This is a genomic window from Protofrankia sp. Cj5, from assembly GCF_917627405.1.
Lineage (GTDB): Bacteria > Actinomycetota > Actinomycetes > Frankiales > Frankiaceae > Protofrankia.
Genome location: NZ_CAKJTO010000064.1, coordinates 13,825 through 30,939 on the forward strand (window position 1 = coordinate 13,825; position 17,115 = coordinate 30,939).

Annotated in this window: 16 protein-coding genes and 1 tRNA gene; 11 read left to right on the top strand and 6 right to left on the bottom strand. The window is 67.2% G+C overall.

Translation table 11 applies throughout. From position 1 onward, the window contains the following. Positions 1-69: 69 nt before the first annotated feature. Positions 70-477 carry a hypothetical protein gene (locus MJ777_RS14710; RefSeq protein WP_239376858.1) on the bottom strand — a complete coding sequence of 136 codons (408 nt, stop codon included), beginning with the start codon at positions 475-477 and terminating at the stop codon, positions 70-72. Between the two features lie 1,096 nt (positions 478-1,573). On the opposite strand from MJ777_RS14710, the gene MJ777_RS14715 reads away from it, so the two are divergent. From MJ777_RS14715 to MJ777_RS14750, 8 genes are all read left to right on the top strand, one after another. Then, on the top strand, positions 1,574-1,942 hold the full coding sequence (locus MJ777_RS14715; RefSeq protein WP_239376860.1) for a hypothetical protein: 369 nt from the start codon (positions 1,574-1,576) through the stop codon (positions 1,940-1,942). 49 nt (positions 1,943-1,991) lie between these two features. After that, positions 1,992-2,192 carry a hypothetical protein gene (locus MJ777_RS14720; protein ID WP_239339992.1) on the top strand — a complete coding sequence of 67 codons (201 nt, stop codon included), beginning with the start codon at positions 1,992-1,994 and terminating at the stop codon, positions 2,190-2,192. 22 nt (positions 2,193-2,214) lie between these two features. Beyond that, on the top strand, positions 2,215-2,391 hold the full coding sequence (locus MJ777_RS14725) for a hypothetical protein (RefSeq protein WP_239376862.1): 177 nt from the start codon (positions 2,215-2,217) through the stop codon (positions 2,389-2,391). Positions 2,392-2,489: 98 nt separating this feature from the next. Further along, complete coding sequence (locus tag MJ777_RS14730; RefSeq protein ID WP_239376864.1) at positions 2,490-4,775, top strand: cell division protein FtsK; 2,286 nt, start codon at positions 2,490-2,492, stop codon at positions 4,773-4,775. Positions 4,776-5,161: 386 nt separating this feature from the next. Further along, positions 5,162-6,034 carry a DNA cytosine methyltransferase gene (locus tag MJ777_RS14735; protein ID WP_239376866.1) on the top strand — a complete coding sequence of 291 codons (873 nt, stop codon included), beginning with the start codon at positions 5,162-5,164 and terminating at the stop codon, positions 6,032-6,034. A gap of 23 nt (positions 6,035-6,057) precedes the next feature. Further along, positions 6,058-6,969, top strand: a complete 912-nt coding sequence (locus tag MJ777_RS14740; protein WP_239376868.1) for a DUF2637 domain-containing protein — start codon at positions 6,058-6,060, stop codon at positions 6,967-6,969. Positions 6,970-6,975: 6 nt separating this feature from the next. Then, on the top strand, positions 6,976-7,149 hold the full coding sequence (locus MJ777_RS14745) for a hypothetical protein (RefSeq protein ID WP_239376870.1): 174 nt from the start codon (positions 6,976-6,978) through the stop codon (positions 7,147-7,149). A gap of 2 nt (positions 7,150-7,151) precedes the next feature. Further along, entirely contained in the window at positions 7,152-8,825 is a 1,674-nt protein-coding gene (locus tag MJ777_RS14750; RefSeq protein WP_239376872.1) for a recombinase family protein, read from the top strand. On the opposite strand, the gene MJ777_RS14755 is transcribed toward MJ777_RS14750, so the two are convergent. Beyond that, positions 8,791-8,874, bottom strand: a tRNA-Leu gene (locus MJ777_RS14755). The genes MJ777_RS14750 and MJ777_RS14755 overlap by 35 nt on opposite strands. A gap of 540 nt (positions 8,875-9,414) precedes the next feature. After that, positions 9,415-9,774 carry a group 1 truncated hemoglobin gene (locus MJ777_RS14760; RefSeq protein ID WP_239312287.1) on the bottom strand — a complete coding sequence of 120 codons (360 nt, stop codon included), beginning with the start codon at positions 9,772-9,774 and terminating at the stop codon, positions 9,415-9,417. Positions 9,775-10,628: 854 nt separating this feature from the next. Between MJ777_RS14760 and MJ777_RS14765 the strand changes: the two genes are divergently transcribed. From MJ777_RS14765 to MJ777_RS14775, 3 genes are all read left to right on the top strand, one after another. After that, positions 10,629-12,602, top strand: a complete 1,974-nt coding sequence (locus MJ777_RS14765; protein ID WP_239312289.1) for an ABC transporter ATP-binding protein — start codon at positions 10,629-10,631, stop codon at positions 12,600-12,602. A gap of 141 nt (positions 12,603-12,743) precedes the next feature. Further along, the gene (locus MJ777_RS14770) at positions 12,744-14,234 is read left to right on the top strand and encodes an MFS transporter (RefSeq protein WP_239346807.1); all 1,491 of its coding nucleotides are present in this window, start codon (positions 12,744-12,746) and stop codon (positions 14,232-14,234) included. Between the two features lie 148 nt (positions 14,235-14,382). Beyond that, a complete protein-coding gene (locus tag MJ777_RS14775) occupies positions 14,383-14,853 on the top strand; it encodes a helix-turn-helix domain-containing protein (RefSeq protein ID WP_239312290.1) in 471 nt (156 codons plus the stop codon). A 38-nt stretch (positions 14,854-14,891) separates the two neighbouring features. Here MJ777_RS14775 and MJ777_RS14780 read toward each other — a convergent pair whose 3' ends face one another. From MJ777_RS14780 to MJ777_RS14790, 3 genes are read right to left on the bottom strand one after another with little or no spacing between them, the layout of a single operon-like run. Further along, positions 14,892-15,080: a rubredoxin gene (locus tag MJ777_RS14780; RefSeq protein WP_239312292.1), complete on the bottom strand. Its 189-nt coding sequence runs from the start codon at positions 15,078-15,080 to the stop codon at positions 14,892-14,894. Further along, a complete protein-coding gene (locus MJ777_RS14785) occupies positions 15,077-15,967 on the bottom strand; it encodes an alpha/beta fold hydrolase (protein WP_239376874.1) in 891 nt (296 codons plus the stop codon). The genes MJ777_RS14780 and MJ777_RS14785 overlap by 4 nt, the downstream gene beginning before the upstream one ends. Next, a complete protein-coding gene (locus MJ777_RS14790) occupies positions 15,964-17,082 on the bottom strand; it encodes a fatty acid desaturase (RefSeq protein WP_239405232.1) in 1,119 nt (372 codons plus the stop codon). Before MJ777_RS14790 ends, MJ777_RS14785 begins: the two co-directional genes overlap by 4 nt. Positions 17,083-17,115 lie beyond the last annotated feature (33 nt).

Sequence of the window (17,115 nt, forward strand, 5' to 3'; positions counted from 1 at the left end):
GGCTCACAAGGGCATCGGCGACGAAGGAGCGAGTGCCGCCCCGTAGCGGGGTGGCACTCGCGATCTTTATCAACCGTCCATCCTTCGTTCGAGCAGCTTGAGCGCGAGAGTGAGCACGAGGGTTGGCTCATGCCTTTCCCGGCGTCGGAAGGTGTCGGCGGTGACCTCGTACAACCGAGCCGCCTGCTCCCTCCTCACCTCCACCCGTGCGCCGGTGGTCCCCGGACGAAGACACAACATGATCTCCATCGCGGTCTTGCCGGGCGCATCCATGGTGCCGACAACCTCGCTGATCTCCCGTTCCGTCTTGACCGCCCGCTCGTAGATCGACGCTGGTTCGCCGTCACGGGTTGGCTGGAGCAGGTGGATCAGAGTCGGGGTGAACGACAGCAGCTCCGGGGCCCGAGCGCCATGCCGGAACGACCGGCGAAGGCTGGTGACCAGCTCGGGGACGTGCAGAGGTTCCTGTGTGTCCATCGTTTTGCGACGGGGGGCGCCGTTGCCCCCGCTGACCCCGTCTTGTTCACCTTCCTTTCGCCGTGGCTCCAAGTCTGCGGGGCCGACTTTGGAGCAGGAGAGTCGTCTTGCCCGCCTCTTGACCACGCTAACCTTCGTTTGTCGAAATTTGGCGTCTGTTGTGCGCGGGGCTACGTGCCCAGTTCCGAGAACGTGAGCGACCCGGTTGAGGACCACCACAGCCCCGGCCACCCCGCCCCGGCCGGTCGGCGAACGGGCGGCAGCTCACGGTGCCCGTATCTCTCAGGGAGACCGACCGCTCACGACGCGGAGCTGCGCCGGGCTTGAATGAGCGCCCGTGTCCCGGCGGGACGGCTGGGGGTGTGGACGCCCGCGTCTGAGGTCCGAGCCGGGCCGGGCCTGAGGCGGGGTGTGTATGAAGCCTGCCGCGCCAGATGCGTCGGCTCGCCGGGTGGCTTGCGGTTCCGCTGGTGCGCCCGTTTCGGACGCTGGATAGGTCGGCTTGCCGCTCGACTGTTCGTGCAGATGGGAGCCTCGAAGCCACAGGCGCGAGCCTGCAGGCGTCGCGCCCGTGTCCTCTTCGTCGCCAGCTTGGCGGCCCTTTCGTTGCCGTCTTTCCGGTGCGTCTGGCGTCCGAGAAATTGACGGAGAATGCGTCATGGTGTCGGCCCCCTTTTTCTCGGCACAATGGAAAAGGCCCCAGCGGGAAGGCGCTGGGATTACTGCTTCTAGCGCCCTGTCCGGGCCAACCTGTGACCGGAAACAGCGCACTTACCGTTGATCCGAGAGAGGATTTGCTGTGCCGCGGATATATTACCAACGGAGCGCCATGGGCGTCTTCTTCCGTTGGCTGCTGTTCTTCATAGGTCTGTTTCTCGTGGCGAGCGCCGTTGGCTGGATAGTTAGTCACCTCCTGCCTTTCCTCCTGATCGCCGGCACGGCCTGGAGTGTATGGCACCTTGCCGGGAGGCGTCGCTGACGATCGGCGCGGGTACCGCGGGCACCGCGTGGTGGCTGATTCGAGCCCGGAACCTTCCTGGTCGAGTCTTTCCACTCTGCCCTGTTGCTTGTCATCCACACGATAAGGAGATGGCGCATGCCCGAGTTTTCTTCATCTACCGAGCGTTTTTTCGGCCGGCTGACATTGGAGGACCTGTCGAATCGGTCAGACAAGGCATATACCGACCTTCAAGCAAGCTACACCGCCAGCTCGGTGCTCTACCGCCTCTACGGGGCCGAAACGCTCGATGACACCGAGCTACGCGAGGCGCTCGACCTGGTCCTCGCCCGGCTGTGCGCGTACCGGGACGACACCCGTGCTGCCTGGAGAGCCGCGCACCGGACCTGGGCGCGGGCCGCGGGAGTGCCCGTCACACCCGACGATACCGACTCACCCGAGGAGACCTCCACAGGTGAGGTATCCGAAGACATCGACCCCGAAAACACAGAAGGGATAAATGCATGACGCACTTATATGCCCGTTTTCTCCTCAAGACCAAGGAAGGAGGTGCCGCGTGTCGGTCGCAGCGGTGATGTGGTTGCTCGTGCTGCTGGGAATAGCGTTTCTCGCCCCCCGGCTGCGGGTGAGCCGCCTGATCCCGGTGGTGTGCCTTCTTCTCGGCTTCTGTCTGGCGTCGTTGGGGCTGTTGCCTTCGGCTCACGACGTTACCGATCGCATCAGCGAAATCATCTCGGCGATCCACGTGCATTTCTGATCCCACACAAGGGGTGATTTCCATGAACATCGCACTACTTGTGTTGCTATCCGCGGCGGTAGTGCTGGGAAACGGCAGCATTCTCGTGCTCGCGCTGCTGCGGCTGGCCGAGGAACGCCGCGACGTCGCAGACGCGCGGCGCACAGCCGACATTCAGCGCCAGCAGTCCATGTATAGCGGGCCGCATCTGGTCCGGTAGCTCGGCCCGGGGCGCGGTCCTGACCGCCCAGACAGACACCGCGCCCCGGGGACCCTGCCCGACCCCGATCGTGTCGACGTTGGAGAGGAAATCCCATCATGACCGAGCCCGCGTCCCATCAACAGCCCGAAGCTCTCGGCCCGCCGGACGGACCACACAGCCCGGCGTCGGGACCGGTCGGTCCGCCCGCCGACCGGTCCAGCCCGCCGTCCGTACCTGGCGGATGGGTGCCCGACGTTAGAGCAGTCAGCAGGGAGATCGCTCGCTACCTGCCAGCCGACCGCAGCCCGGCAGTCCCCGCGTCGAATCTCCCGATGGTGCCGGCCCTGCCCGACCAAGTCGGTCCCGGCCATCATCCGCCGGACGGCACGGGGCTGATGCCGGTTGACCCGCCGAAGCCGCCGCGGCCGCCGATCGTCGACCTCGCGCGCACGGCAAGCCGGCGGCCGATTCTGCCCGTGTGGGCGCGTTCCTGGACCACGTTTCACGCGGCGGCGCTCTGGCTGACCGGCCATTACGCGCACACGGTCGCGTTCCACGGGGTGCGGCTGCCGGCGTACGTGGGCCGGCTCGCTGGGCGCGCTCCTCGCGGCCTGGGCCGCATCCTGGCCCGCAGCGTGGGCTGGCTGAGCGACTCCGAGGGGCGGCCGATACGGGCTGCCGCGGTCCTCCAGGCCGACGGAGCGCTGTACCTGCGGCTGTCCCAGATCCACGACAGCCGCGTGAGGCGCCGCGTACTCGTGACGCTCCTCCTCCTCGTGCCCGCCGTCTTCCTGCTGGATGGTGCGTGGTCGGCTGCCACGGTCATGGGACGCCTGGTCGGCGTCGCCGGTGCGCTGGGGGTCCTGGGCATCGTGGGGGCACCGGCGGACCGGCCGCTTGTCGGCCCGGCGGTCGTGCCAACCCGGGTAGGCCGGTTGACCGCCGACATCGTGACCCGGGCACTCGAGTCCCTCGGCATCGCTGAGATCAACAAGGTGCGTCGAGAGGGTGGCGGGATCAGTTTCCCGGCGCCGATCACTCGCGACGGTCCCGGCTGGCGGGCTGACGTCGACCTACCGTACGGCGTCACCGTCTCCGACATCCTGGACCGTCGGGAGCGGCTCGCGTCCGGGCTGCGTCGCCCGCTGGGCTGCGTGTGGCCGGAGGCCGCCGAGGACGCGCACGCGGGGCGGCTCGTGTTGTGGGTGGGCGATCAGGACGTGGCGAAAGCTCCCGCGGCCGAATGGCCGCTGGCCCGCCGGGGCGCGGTGGATTTGTTCGCGCCGGTGCCGTTCGGCTCGGACCCGCGCGGCCGACCCGTGACGATTCTCCTGCCGGAAAACAATGTACTGATCGGCTCGCTACCCGGGGCGGGAAAGACGTCGGCGGTCCGCGTGTTGATGCTCGCCGCCGCGTTGGACCCGACCTGTGAGCTGTGGGTGTTCAATCTGAAAGGCACGGCGGACCTGGACGCCGCAGGGAAGGTCGCGCGCCGGTATACATCCGGGATCGACGACCAGGCGATCGAGGCGGCACTCGTGACCTTACGGGACCTGCGTGCCGAGATCGTTCGCCGAGCTGCCGCGCTGAAAAGCCTACCCAAGGACCTCTGCCCAGACGGGAAAGTGACGCGGCAGCTTGCGAACCACCGCGCCTTGGGTCTGCATCCACTGGTAGCGATCATCGATGAATGTCAGAACCTGTTCAGTCATGCGGCATTCGGCAAGGAGGCGGGAGAGCTGGCGACCGATGTCATCAAGCTCGGCCGCGCACTCGGTATCATCCTGCTGCTGGCCACGCAGCGACCGGATGCCGCGTCGTTGCCCACGGGTGTCTCGTCGAATGCCTCGATCCGATTCTGCCTGCGTGTGATGGGTCAGACAGAAAATGACATGGTGCTGGGCACCTCGATGTACAAAAACGGTGTCCGCGCCACAACGTTGCGGCCGACAGATAAAGGCATCGGCTACCTTGTCGGCGCGACCGACACCCCGGTCATTGTCCGTACCGCCTATGTCGATGCCGTCGCGGCCGAGCGAATCGCCGACCGTGCGCGCGCGGCCCGAACCGCCGCCGGCACCCTTGGCGGGTATGCCGCCGGGGACACAGGCAGGGAAATCGTGCCGTCCGTGTCGCTGCTGGATGACATCGTTGCCGTGACCCCGATGCCCGAGGGAAAAGTCTGGTCGGAGACGATCACAGCCCGGCTGGCGGCGCTGCGGCCGGAGGTCTACGACGGGTGGAACGCCGAACAGCTCGCGGTTGCGCTCAAGCCGCTGGGAATCGAAACGATACAGATCAACCGTCGGATCGAGGGAAAGGTTGTCAACCGACGCGGCATCGACCGCGCCCAGATCGCCGCCGCAGTGGCAGAACGTGACCGCGGACGGCGTCCGGCATAGCCCGGGACGATGCTTGCGGAAGCGGCGCTCGTGCTTATGTAAAGCACCTCTGCTAGCGGCCAACACAGCCTCTGAGCTGCGGCGTAGCACGTAAGCGCCTCGCCGGCGGGAAGCGGCAACGGGGCGGAAAGCCGCGCCGTGCGGCAGGTCCTGGCCCGAACACCGCGACTCGGCGTAAGACCACCAAGCCAGTGACTCTTCGTGGCATCTCCACGCCCTGAAACGGGTCAACCGCGAAGGAATCTACACCCCGGGGACATCCGCCTCACGTCCCACTACCCCCGGCTCCCGCCGTCCGAATGGGGGGTCCTTAGCTGGGATTTGTTGTTCGTCCTCCTGGAAATTATGCGTCCTGGTGTTAGAAAGACTGGCAAGGAGAGAACGAGATGTCGACAGTTCTTGACCTGTTCTCTGGCGCGGGTGGCTGGTCGTTGGCCTGTTCCCGCCTCGGCCTCGAAGAAATCGGTATCGAGTGGGACCCCTGTACCTGCGAAACCCGCCGCGCCGCGGGCTTCGTGACGGTCGAAGACGACGTCGCCGGAGTTCGTCCGGATGATTACGCTGGCGTCGATGGGCTGATCGCTTCCCCGCCGTGCCAGCCGTTCAGTACCGCGGGGAAAGGTGGTGGGATCGACGACCCCCGAGGGCAGCTCGTCTACCAGCCGATGCGGTTCGCTCGCCGCATACAGCCGAGATGGATCGCCTGCGAGGAAGTTCCCGGCGTGTTATCTATCTGGGAGGGATTCGCGTTCGAGCTACGCCGTGCCGGCTACACGACATGGACAGGGATACTGGCCGCCGAAGAATACGGGGTGCCGCAGAACCGCCGTCGCGCGTTCCTCCTCGCTGTCCGCGGCAACCGTCCCGTCCGCCCACCGGCCGCGACCCACAGCCGCTACCGGGCTCGATGCTCACGTGACCAACCCGGGGTGCGGCCGTGGCGCTCCATGGCCGACGGAATCAGCCGCGGATTCATCGATCGGCCGTCGTTCACAGTGACGACTCGAGGTAATGCATGGGGCGGCGCCTCCTCCCGTCTCACCGTCGCGGACGCTCAGAAGACTGGCCGATGGAAAGGCGACACCGGAAACCTCACCGTCGCCGAGTTCGGCACCCTTCAATCCTTCCCCGAGGACTATCCCTGGCAGGGTCCCCTGTCATCCAAGCTCGCCCAGATCGGGAACGCCATACCACCCGATCTCGCGGGCGTGGCACTCTCGGCCGTCGCCACACCCCAGACCCGACACCTCGCCGCATAATTCTTACCGGAAAAGAGCCGGCAATGACCTCACCTGTGCCTCCTCACACCGATCACGCCGATGGTCTGGACATCCGCACGGCGACCACCCCGACATCACCCGATCACGACGAAACGCGTGCCGGACCACCGATAGCCGCTGAACGACATCCGGCTGACCGCCGACGCCGCATCTCCGCCGAGACGGTCCTCGGAGCCACACTGCCGGTGGTGATGGCCGCCGGGGTGTTCCTCGTCGCGTTCGTACACATCCACGACGTTGCCCGCTGGGCGGGACAACCCGACTGGGCATCGTGGCTGATCGCCGCGTCCGTCGAACTGATGGCCCTCGCCTCGGTCATCGAGATCCGCCACCGCCACCGCACCGGCTCCCCCGTCCGATGGCCGGTGACCACACTGCTTGCTGGCGTCGCGATGTCCGGCGCAGGGAACCTCACCGCTGCCGGCTCACACACCCTGACCGGCCCGCCCGGCTTCTGGGTGCCGGTGATGGCCTTATGGCCGGTTGTCGCGTTCGGTCTCGTCGCCGGCCTCAAGGCAACCCGCCCAACATCAACACCGCCGGTAGGCACCATCCCCCGCTCAGAGACCACCGACGACCGGTCCGACCGGTCCGACCGGCCAGGCCCCCTGACCGAGGACAGCTCGATGCCCACCGGCTTACCGGCCGATCTCCTATCGGTCGGACGGGAAGTGGCGGCGGAACTGGCCCACGAGCGCCGCCCACTGACACGCACGGCACTCGCCCGCGGGGTCCGCCAACACGGGCACCGCTGCTCCACCGACCGGGCCACACTCCTGCTCGCGGCCCTACGCGCCGAAAGCCCGGACAGCATCACCCCGGCCAAGGCGGCGGAATCTAGCAGGCCCGGCCTCGATCGAGAAACCGTCTCCACCTACCGTAAGACTACCGATCACCCTGATGGTCAACGGTGAAAGACCATGACACCCCGCACGCGCCGCGCCATCACGGTGATCCTGCCCGACCAGCCACCGGCCATAACACCCACCCTCGCCGCCGCACTCCTACGGCTGCTCCACAACCTGGAAGCCGCTCGCACAACACGACACGCGCCAACCGACAAGCCGCCCGACACTGACACGAAAGTGGCCTGACAATGAAATTCGCGTTCTACGGACGGGTATCGACCGAAGACCAACAGGACCCCGAGTCCTCCCGAACGTGGCAGCTCACCCGCGCCCGTGCCCTGACCGAAGCCCACGGCGAGATCGCCGCCGAGTACTTCGACATCGGCCAGTCCAGATCGATCCCCTGGAAACGCCGACCCCAAGCCAGCCAACTCCTCGAGGACCTACGGAACCCGACACGCGGGTTCAACGCGGTCGTGATCGGGGAGCCACACCGGGCCTTCTACGGCAACCAGTTCTCCCTCACCTTCCCCGTCTTCGAGCATTACCGCGTCGGCCTGTGGGTACCCGAAGTCGGCGGACCAGTCGACCCGACATCAGAAGCCCACGACCTCATCATGTCCGTGTTCGGCGGAATGTCGAAAGGAGAACGCAACCGCATCAAGATCCGGGTGCGGTCAGCGATGGCCGCCCAAGCCAAAGTCGAAGGCCGCTACCTCGGCGGACGACCCCCCTACGGCTACCAGCTCGCCGACGCCGGACCCCACCCCAACCCCGCCAAAGCCGCCGACGGCAAACGACTACATATCCTGGCCCGCGACCCAGTCACGGCACCGGTAGTCGAACGGATCTTCACCCTGTACCTGAATGGTATGGGTATCTTCCTCATCGCGCAGACGCTGACCGGAGAAGGCATCCTGTCGCCGTCGGCATACGACCCGGCCCGTAACCGGCATCGCAGCGGGAAGGCGTGGTCGAAGAGCGCTGTGCAGGCGATCCTGACGAACCCGCGCTACACCGGCCATCAAGTATGGAACAAGCAACGCCGGGCCGAGACGCTGCTCGACGTCAATGACGTCGCGCTCGGCTACGAGACGAAACTGACCTGGAACAACCGTGAGCAGTGGATCTGGTCCGACCGTCCGACCCATCCCGCCATCGTCGACGCAGCCACTTTCACCGCCGCTGGACAACGACTCGCCCGCCGTGGACCGACATCCGAACGCCTCGGCCCACGTAACCACCACCCGTACGTGCTGCGCAGCCTGATGGTTCACCAGCAGTGTGGACGTCGGATGCAGGGCAACTGGAACCACGGACGTGCCCACTACCGCTGCCGCTACCCACAGGAGTACGCCGTCGCGAACAGCATCGACCATCCACTTGCCGTCTACATCCGCGAGGACGCCGTACTCCCCGCGCTCGACGGCTGGCTCGCGACCGCGTTCGCCCCAGCCCGCGTCGAGGAGAACTTGGCCGCGCTGGACATCGCGCAGCCGCGCATGAGCCCGGAGATCGACGTCCACCGGGCAATCATCGCCGACTGCGACCGCAAGCTCGCCCGACACCGCGCCGCGCTCGAAGCGGGCGCGGACCCCACTCTCGTCACGGTCTGGATCGCCGATGTCCAAGCCGAACGGGCGAACGCTCTCGCCACACTGCAACGGGTAGCGCCAAGCCAAGTAACACCCCGACGACGGCTCACCCAGCAGAAAATCACAGAGCTGGTCGACGGTCTCGGTGGGCTGCTCGCGGCCCTGCACGACGCGGACCCGATCGACAAGGCCGAGGTCTACCGGCAGCTCGGCCTGCGGCTGACGTACGACCACAAGACAGAGACCATCTTGGCCGAAGTAACACCAAGATCATCCGTGGACCTAGTGTACGTGTCCGAGGGGGGACTTGAACCCCCACGCCCTTAGAGGGCACTAGCACCTCAAGCTAGCGCGTCTGCCATTCCGCCACCCGGACGTGCATGCCCTGTCGGACCTGCAACGAAACAGACTCTACACGGCTCGCACCGTTGCTGACGCAAGGGTCCCGTCAGGCCGGCGGGCAATAAATGATCTTGAATCTCCTCGGAGCCGCGCCGGTCGGCGCCTGACCTTGAGCCCTTCCCGGCGGATGGGGGTGCGACTGGCATCCCCGCTGGCTTGTCTACCGCGATCACCGCCGGCACCCAGAACCGCTACCCTGTAGCGATCAACAACAGGGAACGCGGCAGCGCGGGGTTGGGGCAGCGCGGGGACGCGGCAGCGCGGGGACGCGGCAGCGCGGGGACGCGGCAGCGCGGGGTTGGGGCGCGCACCTCACGTCATCGCTCCCCATCCATCGCCGCGCGATGCACGGGTACCCCGGCTCGTCGGTCTCGCGATGCACGCACCCCAGCCCCGCTCCTTGATCCACACTCCTATTGCCAGGCGCTCTTATTCCGCAATGAGCCGCACGGCGCAGGCTGCGCTGACAAGGCCCGCCATATCACTCCGGCGGTGTCATTTATGACATGAGTTGCTACGATGATACCGAGACAATCTCGGAACGCAGCGGGGCAAGGGCGGCTCCGATCTGGCTGGTGGTTTCCGCCGGGACGCCGAGGCTTTTCAATGCCGCAACCAGATGATCCACCACCGCGTCGAAGTGTGCGTTGGTGGCGCCGAACACGGCGTGTACCGCAGCCATGTCCCGCCCCTGGTAGATCTCGGGACCACCGATCGCCGCGGCGATGAACGCCCGCTGATGCGCCTTGACGCGAGTCAGGTCCCGATTGGCAAAGAAGGGGGCAAGACTGGGATCGGCCATCACCCGGACGTAGAACTCGTCGACCGTGGCCTGCACGGCCGTTGCGCCGCCGATAGCGTCGTAGATACTCACCAGAGGTCTCGCTTTCGCAGGAGGGGCCAACCGGAGGCCATCGACCATGTTTGTTGCCCGAGGTTGCGCTGGTACACAGCCAACAGGTTCACTGAACCGCGGACACAATTTCTTTAAAAGAGGAAAATGTCCGCGCGGCAGAGCCAGATGGCAGCCGACCGCAGGCCGTTCGGCTCCTTCTGTTCCGTGCCGGAAGAAGCTTCACCTGCTGGGAGGCGGTAGGGAGCAGCGGTGCCCGGGCCGGGCCGAGGCCCGCCAGGTCGTCATACAACCAGTCAGCGCACAACCAGTCGGCGCACGACGGAGTGGCTGACAGGCCAGTCCCCGCGAAGAGCCCCGCACCGGACGGCTCCGCCGCGGTCCAGCGAATCTCGAAGTAATTCTCGAAGTAATCGAGATACCAGCTGGGGCTGGATAACCGCATGCGAACGACAGCGATATTCGAGTATCCTGGGCCGAGCCTGTATGACGATGGCTGGGCTGCCGCCGTCCGGCACACCCATCCACCGCGAGGTAACCAACGCCGTCGCGGCGTCGCGGGGCTGAGGCACGCGAGCCGCCGACCGGGCGGCGCGAAACAGGACAGTCCTATTGCCGGAGCTTCTTAACTCTTTTGGCGAGATCCGTAGGGCACAGGCCATGGAGCCGCCACGGCGGTCGTGCACGACCGCCGTGGCGGTGCGGCTTGTTCGGGCACAAGACCACGGCGCGAGACCACGGATGACAAAGATCGATCTTTTGAAGGCGGGACGCGTGCCCTCGCTGTCATCGAGGCTGGAACTGTGGATCGAGACCTTGCCGACAGCAGTCCTGTTCTGCCCCAGCGAGACACGCCACCGTCCCTGGAAGAGCCCGTGTCCGCACGTACGCCCACCTCGCCGAACGCACCAGCCCCGGAACCTGCCGGCAGCCCGCCGCTGGCACGCGACCCCGTCCTGACCTATGGCCGGGAGGACGAAGCCACCTCCCGGCCGTGGTCGAAGCACGACCGGACGCTGGCACAGACCGGTTTTCTCATCATGGCCAAGCGGCTGCCGGGGCTGTTCCGACTCGCCTGGTCGCTGGCCTGGGAGTCCGACCGGGCTGGGTTGATCACCATGGTCACCCTGCGGGTGCTGTCCGGGATTGTGGAGGCTGGTGGGCTGCTTGCGGTGGCCGGCGCGCTCGGCGCGTTGCTCAGGGAGGGGCCGACCCCGCGGCGGCTGATGGCGGCATTGCCCGCGCTCGCGCTCGTCGTCGGCGCTGGGATTGTCCGGACCGGACTGTCGATGGTCAACAATTTCCTGCGGACCCGCTTCGGTCCCCGGGTCGACCGTGTCTCGCTCATCCGGCTGCTCGAGCTGGCCACCCGTACCTCCGTGATGGCCTTTGACGACCCCGGGTTCGTCGACGATCTCGATGCCGCGGAGCGGGGTGCCGCGAGCGGGCGTCAACTTGTCGACAACACGGTCGACGTGCTTACCTCGGGGGTGCAGATCGCTGCCGCCGGCAGCGTCCTCGGTGTGCTGCACCCCGTCCTGTTACCGCTGCTGGTGATCTCGATCGTGCCGGACGGCTGGGCGTCGGTACGTTCCGCCAGGCTCGCGCACGCGTCCTGGCTGGGTCACATCCGCCCGGTCAGGCGCCAGTACATGTTGCGGCACCACATGACGGAACGCGGCTGCGCCGCGGAGATCCGATCGTTCGGTCTCGGCCGGTTCCTGCTCGACGAGTACACCGCCCTGGCCCGCGAGCACGAGGCCGAGCAGGTGCGCGTCGGCCGCGGGCAAGCGGTGTACCGGCTGACCGGCGAGGCCGTGTCAGGGCTCGCGCTGGGCGCTGTCTACGGGACGCTGATCGTGCTGCTCAACACGGGCATCATGCCGCTCGCCGCCGCGGGCACGGCGGTGTTGGCGATCCGTAACGGCCGGGGCGCCCTGTCCTCGGCTTTGAACAGCCTCAACAGCGCCTATGAGAACTTCCTCTACTTCGGCGAGTACCGGAGCTGGATCGCGGAGGCGACCCGCCGGGTGCCCCGGCCCCGGGCACGCCTGGCGCCGGCCAACCCAACAGTGATCAGAGCCGACAACGTCACCTACGCATACCCCCGTACCGACACCCCGGCGCTGCGCGGGGTCACGGTGGAGCTGCGCAAGGGCGAGGTCGTCGCATTCGTAGGCGCCAACGGCAGCGGCAAATCCACGCTCGCGAAGATCCTCGCAGGCCTGTACGAGCCGGACTCCGGCACAGTGAGCTGGGATGACACCGTTCTCGCCGAGGTCGACCCGGACAGCGTCCGGTCGAATATCGGTTTGATCCCGCAAAGCTACACACAGTGGCCGATGTCGGCCCGGCTCAACATAGCCGTCGGCCGGATCGGGCGCCTGGCCACGGACGGGCCGGACAGCGTCATCCCCCCCGCGGAGGCGACCGGCGCAGCCGAAGTGATCGGAAAGTTACCATATGGTTACGATACGTCCCTGGCGCGCCAGTACAACGCCGGGCACGACCTGTCCGGCGGCCAGTGGCAGCGGATCGCCTGCGCGCGGGCGGTCTATCGGGATGCGCCATTCCTCATTGCGGACGAGCCCTCCGCGGCCCTCGACGCCCGTGCCGAGCAGGCTTTGTTCAACCTGATTCGCGAGCTGGCACGGGAGCGGACGGTTCTACTGATCACCCACCGGCTCGCCAGCGTCCGCACCGCCGATCGCATCTACGTCCTCGACGACGGCCTGGTGGTCGACGAGGGTACGCACGCCGGGCTGATGACCCGGTCCGGCATTTACCGCGAGCTGTTCACTCTCCAGGCCAACCAGTTCCTCGACGCGGAGGCGTCCAGGACCAGATGACCATGACAGTGAGCGGCTGTTTTTGTTTTCCTGGCTCCGTACGTCGGGCCGAGCCTTCCTGGGGTCGCTTCTCACGCCGACCGCCGGTACCGTACCCTCCAACACATCAGTTGTGTTTGCCAACTCACCTGTGAGGGATCCGTGAGCGTTCAGGACAACGAGGCCGCCAACGCATCCCCACCGGTCTCCGTAGCGCTCACCGCCACCACCGACGCGTCTCCCACCGACACGGGTACCGCCGCCGCGGGCCGCTCGGTGGCCCACGTGCGCCTCGGCCCGGTCTTCGCCGTCGTCGCCGCGGGCGTGGCCATGTCCAACCTCGACCTGTTCATCGTCAACGTGGCGCTGCCGCGGATCGGCACACACTTCGGCGGATCGTCCCTGGCTTCGTTGTCCTGGGTGCTCAACGCCTACGCGGTGCTCTTTGCCGCGCTGCTGGTACCGGCAGGCAGCCTGGCGGACCGCACCAGCCCGCGGCGGGCCTACCTGTGGGGTATCGGCGTCTTCACCGTGGCCTCGGCGCTGTGCGCGCTGGCGCCGAGCGTCTGGGCGCTGGTCGCCGCTCGGGCCGTCCAGGCCGCGGGCGCGGCCATGCTCATCCCCGCTTCGCTGGGGCTCCTGCTCGCGGCCGCCCCGCCGCAGCGGCGGGGCTCCGCGGTCCGGGCCTGGACGGCCATCAGCGGCCTGGCCGCCGCGGTCGGCCCGGTCGTCGGTGGCCTGCTGACCGAACTGGACTGGCGATGGGTCTTCCTGGTCAACCTTCCCTTCGGCCTCGCCGTCCTTCTCCTCGGTCCGGGGATCCTGCCGCGTACTCCCGCGCGGCTGAACGCCGCCCGCCCCGACCTGCCCGGTGCGGGTGTTTTCATCGTGGCGATCGCCGTGCTGACCCTTTGCCTGGTCCGCGGCCAGGACTGGGGCTGGGCCTCGGGAAGGACGCTCGTCTCGCTGGTGACCGGGGTGGTTCTCCTCGTCGTGTTCGTGTACCGCTCGGCACGTCACCCGGCGCCGATCCTGCCGCTGCCGCTGCTGCGGGTGCCCGTGTTCAGGGGCGCGGCCCTGGCCGCGCTCCTGTTCTCCGTCGCGTTCGCGGCGATGCTGTTGTCCATCATCCTGTGGTGCCAGCAGGTCTGGACCTGGTCGGCACTGCGTACCGGCCTCGCGATCGCGCCGGGACCGCTCATGGTGCCGGCACTGGCCGTCGGCGCAGGACCGCTGGCCCGGCGGATCGGTGCGGGCTTTGTCGCCGCAGCCGGTTGTGTTCTCTTCGGCTGCGGGATTGCCTGGTGGGCGCTGCTGCTCGAGCCTGACCCCACCTATCTGCGGGGGATGCTGCCGGGCATGCTGCTCACCGGTGTCGGGGTGGGCCTGACCCTGCCCACCCTGATCAGCGCGGCCGTCACCGCGCTGCCGCCACAGAGCTTCTCCACCGGTTCGGCGGTGGTCACCATGGCCCGCCAGCTCGGCACCGTGCTCGGTGTCGCGATGCTCGTCGCGGCCCTGGCCCCGGCCCGGGGCGAGGGTGTCGCGGTCGCCGTACACGCCTACGACAGCGGCTGGCTGTTCACCTTGGCCGCGATCGCCGCCGGTGCGGCCGCGTGCCTACTTCTCCCCCGCGGGCACTCCCCGACCTGATCACAATGAATGATAATGGTTCATAACCGTATATAACAGGAAAATCAGACATCCGGATGGCGATGGCCCGTCGGCTGGCAGGGCGCTCACCCGGTCTCGTCGCGGGCATGACGGGAACGGCCCTGTCGATGGCCCGTACAATAGATCCATGCCGAAAGGGCCGGATCCGCGTGAATGTTCCATCGCCGACACTCTGCACCTGGTTGGCGAACGTTGGACATTGCTGGCCATCCGAGAGCTCATGCTCGGTGTGCGCAGGTTTGACGGTATTGTGCGCAGTACCGGGGCGCCGCGCGACATCCTGACCGTACGGCTGCGGAAGCTGGAGGCCGTCGGCATTGTCCGGCGGGAACAATACAGCGATCATCCGCCACGTTATGAATACCATCTGACGCCCGCCGGGAAAAACCTCACCGACGTGCTGCTCAGCCTGATGAAGTGGGGCGACCAGCACCTGAACGCCGGTGACCCGCCGGTGCGCTGGCGGCACACCTGCGGTGAGGTCCTGGATCCGGTGCTGGTGTGCCGGCACTGCGGGGAGCCCGCCGGGTCAGGTCTGCATTCGCCAACCGGTCGCGGCGCGCTCGTCTCCCACACCGAGCCGGTGGCGACGTCCTGACCCGGCCCTGACAACGGCAGGTTCCGCATACAGCAGAGTCACAGTGGGGCCATGACAAAGTCGTTCTTGCCGACCCCGCAGTTGGGGCAGGTCCAGGAGTCGGGGATGTCTCCCCAGGCCGTGCCCGGCGCGATGCCCTCGTCGGGCAGCCCCAGGTCCTCGTAGTAGGTCCAGCCGCAGACCAGGCACATCCACGCCTTGCCTCTGACCATGGTTTCCGGCTTCATCCGACCGATGCCTCACTCTCCGGAACGTGCGCTGACACGACGTGCTTGGGCGGGACGTGCTCGGCCACAAAGGCCGAGACGGCGGCCGTCACCCGGGCCGCCATGAGAATGCCGAGGTGGCCGTGGCCCGGGGCCACCGCCAGACGTACGGTACGCAGGCCCGCGGCGATGGCTTCGGCGTCGGAGAACGGGACCACCGGGTCGCCGGGGTCGTGGATCGCCAGCTTCGGGCAGTCCAACGTCCGCCCCAGCCCCACCACGTCCCAGTGACTGACCGGCACCCCGTTACGCCGGTGCAACTCAGCGTACATACGGTCGACGACCGGCCGGGACATTTCCGGCCGACCAGCCGACCACCGTTCAAGGACACCCGCCAGCGAGGCGGCCGGGGCGACGAAGGCGAGGCAGTCGACGGGCATCGCCGGACGTGGCGCCAGCGCGCCGACCGCGGCGATCGAGCCCAGCGAGTGGGCGATGACCGCCCGCACCCCGCCGAGGGTGTCCAGCACCGTCCCGGTTGCCCGGGTGAACTCGGTCATCGTCGCCTGTGAGCCGGCGGAGACGCCGTGCCCCGGGGCGTCAAACGCCGCCACCCGGAAACCCCGCTGCCGCAGCGGGCTGATCAGCCCGTGCATGCTGCTGCTGTCAGCCCCCCAGCCATGCACGAGCAGGACAGTCGGGCCCTGGTCTCCCCACAGGTAGCCGCCGCGCACCCGGGGCTCACCGTCCACCCGAAAGCCGCGAGCACCCAGCGGCGATACATCGTCGGGGTACACCCCGAGCGGGCGGGTGTCGCTGAAGGTGTCGGCGGCCAGCCGCCCGGCTCGAACGGGTGCTACCGACCGCAACACGCTGTAGCCCAGGCGGCGGATCGCGACCGGTGTCACGAGCCCGCCCCGACGGTCTGCGGAAGCTCCTTGACCGTCCGCCGCTCCTGGGGCGGGACATGCGCTCGGGAGAAGTCCATGTAAAAGCCGGACGCCGTGTCATAGAAATGGCAGCGACGGAGGATGTGCCACAGGTGCCGTATCTTCACCTCACGTTCCCGGATCATGCCCGGGTAGGCGCGCTTCAAAGCGGCCTGTGCCTTGGTGAGGTTATAGAACGGGACAACCGGGGCCACATGGTGTGCGGTGTGGATCGAAATGTTGTGGGTCAGGAAAAGCAGCCATCGCGGGTAGGCGTAGTCCGTCGTGAGCAGCAGCCGGCTGGCATTGCGGGTCCAGTGCTCGGATGTCAGGTAGGGCACATCACGGGAGCTGTGATGCATCAGCGTGGTGGCGCTGAACCAGGCATGCGTGGCGAGCCACGGGCCGACGAAGTACAGCAGGAACCCGGTCGCCCCGGTGTAGTAGACGAGCACCGGGAAGTACCCGGCACAGACCGCCGCGACGAACAGGATCGAGCGCCGGGCGTCGCGGCGCATCTCCTTCTTCGGAAAGAAGCTCGGCCGGAACCCGGACACCCGCCAGTAGTTGATGGTGCCGCCCCAGAACGCCCAGGTGCGGGTGCCATGATAGATCATTTTCTCCCAGCGCGGCATCCGGTCATACAGCGCGGCCGGAATGGGCCGCCAGTCGGTGTCCAGCTCCAGGTTGTTGGTGTGGGTGTGGTGCATGTTGTGCGCGTGCCGCCAGGCGTGGAAAGGATAGATCAGCGGCAGCAGCGACACATGCCCGACGGCAATGTTGAACCAGCGGGATCGGGAGAAGGAGTTGTGCCCGCAGTCGTGGGCGATGCAGTGCAGGCCCCACCCGCCCAGCCCGGCCACCATCAGCAGCGGCAGGTACAGCGGCCAGTACGGGGCGAAGCTCATGCTCACGACCGCGCCGATATAGAGTGCCCAGCTCACGGCGAAGCCCAATAACCCGCGGGCAACCCGCGGCTCGATCAGGGATTTCGGGATCGCCGCGGCGAGCCGCTCGTTCCTGATCTGCTCCGACTTCTGGAGAAAGTCCTCGAAGTATGCGTCCGGGGCTGAGGGGAAGCGGTATGTCGGCATGGTGTCCAGTCCAGTCCAGTCCAGTCGGTTGCC

What these genes read in the sequence shown, in the direction of transcription:
- MJ777_RS14775 (WP_239312290.1), top strand. Translation starts at nt 14,383, where the DNA reads ATGCCGAAAGGGCCGGATCCGCGTGAATGTTCCATCGCCGACACTCTG.
- MJ777_RS14790 (WP_239405232.1), bottom strand. Translation starts at nt 17,082, where the DNA reads ATGCCGACATACCGCTTCCCCTCAGCCCCGGACGCATACTTCGAGGAC.
- MJ777_RS14780 (WP_239312292.1), bottom strand. Translation starts at nt 15,080, where the DNA reads ATGAAGCCGGAAACCATGGTCAGAGGCAAGGCGTGGATGTGCCTGGTC.
- MJ777_RS14710 (WP_239376858.1), bottom strand. Translation starts at nt 477, where the DNA reads ATGGACACACAGGAACCTCTGCACGTCCCCGAGCTGGTCACCAGCCTT.
- MJ777_RS14750 (WP_239376872.1), top strand. Translation starts at nt 7,152, where the DNA reads ATGAAATTCGCGTTCTACGGACGGGTATCGACCGAAGACCAACAGGAC.
- MJ777_RS14725 (WP_239376862.1), top strand. Translation starts at nt 2,215, where the DNA reads ATGAACATCGCACTACTTGTGTTGCTATCCGCGGCGGTAGTGCTGGGA.
- MJ777_RS14735 (WP_239376866.1), top strand. Translation starts at nt 5,162, where the DNA reads ATGTCGACAGTTCTTGACCTGTTCTCTGGCGCGGGTGGCTGGTCGTTG.
- MJ777_RS14730 (WP_239376864.1), top strand. Translation starts at nt 2,490, where the DNA reads ATGACCGAGCCCGCGTCCCATCAACAGCCCGAAGCTCTCGGCCCGCCG.
- MJ777_RS14740 (WP_239376868.1), top strand. Translation starts at nt 6,058, where the DNA reads ATGACCTCACCTGTGCCTCCTCACACCGATCACGCCGATGGTCTGGAC.
- MJ777_RS14745 (WP_239376870.1), top strand. Translation starts at nt 6,976, where the DNA reads ATGACACCCCGCACGCGCCGCGCCATCACGGTGATCCTGCCCGACCAG.
- MJ777_RS14715 (WP_239376860.1), top strand. Translation starts at nt 1,574, where the DNA reads ATGCCCGAGTTTTCTTCATCTACCGAGCGTTTTTTCGGCCGGCTGACA.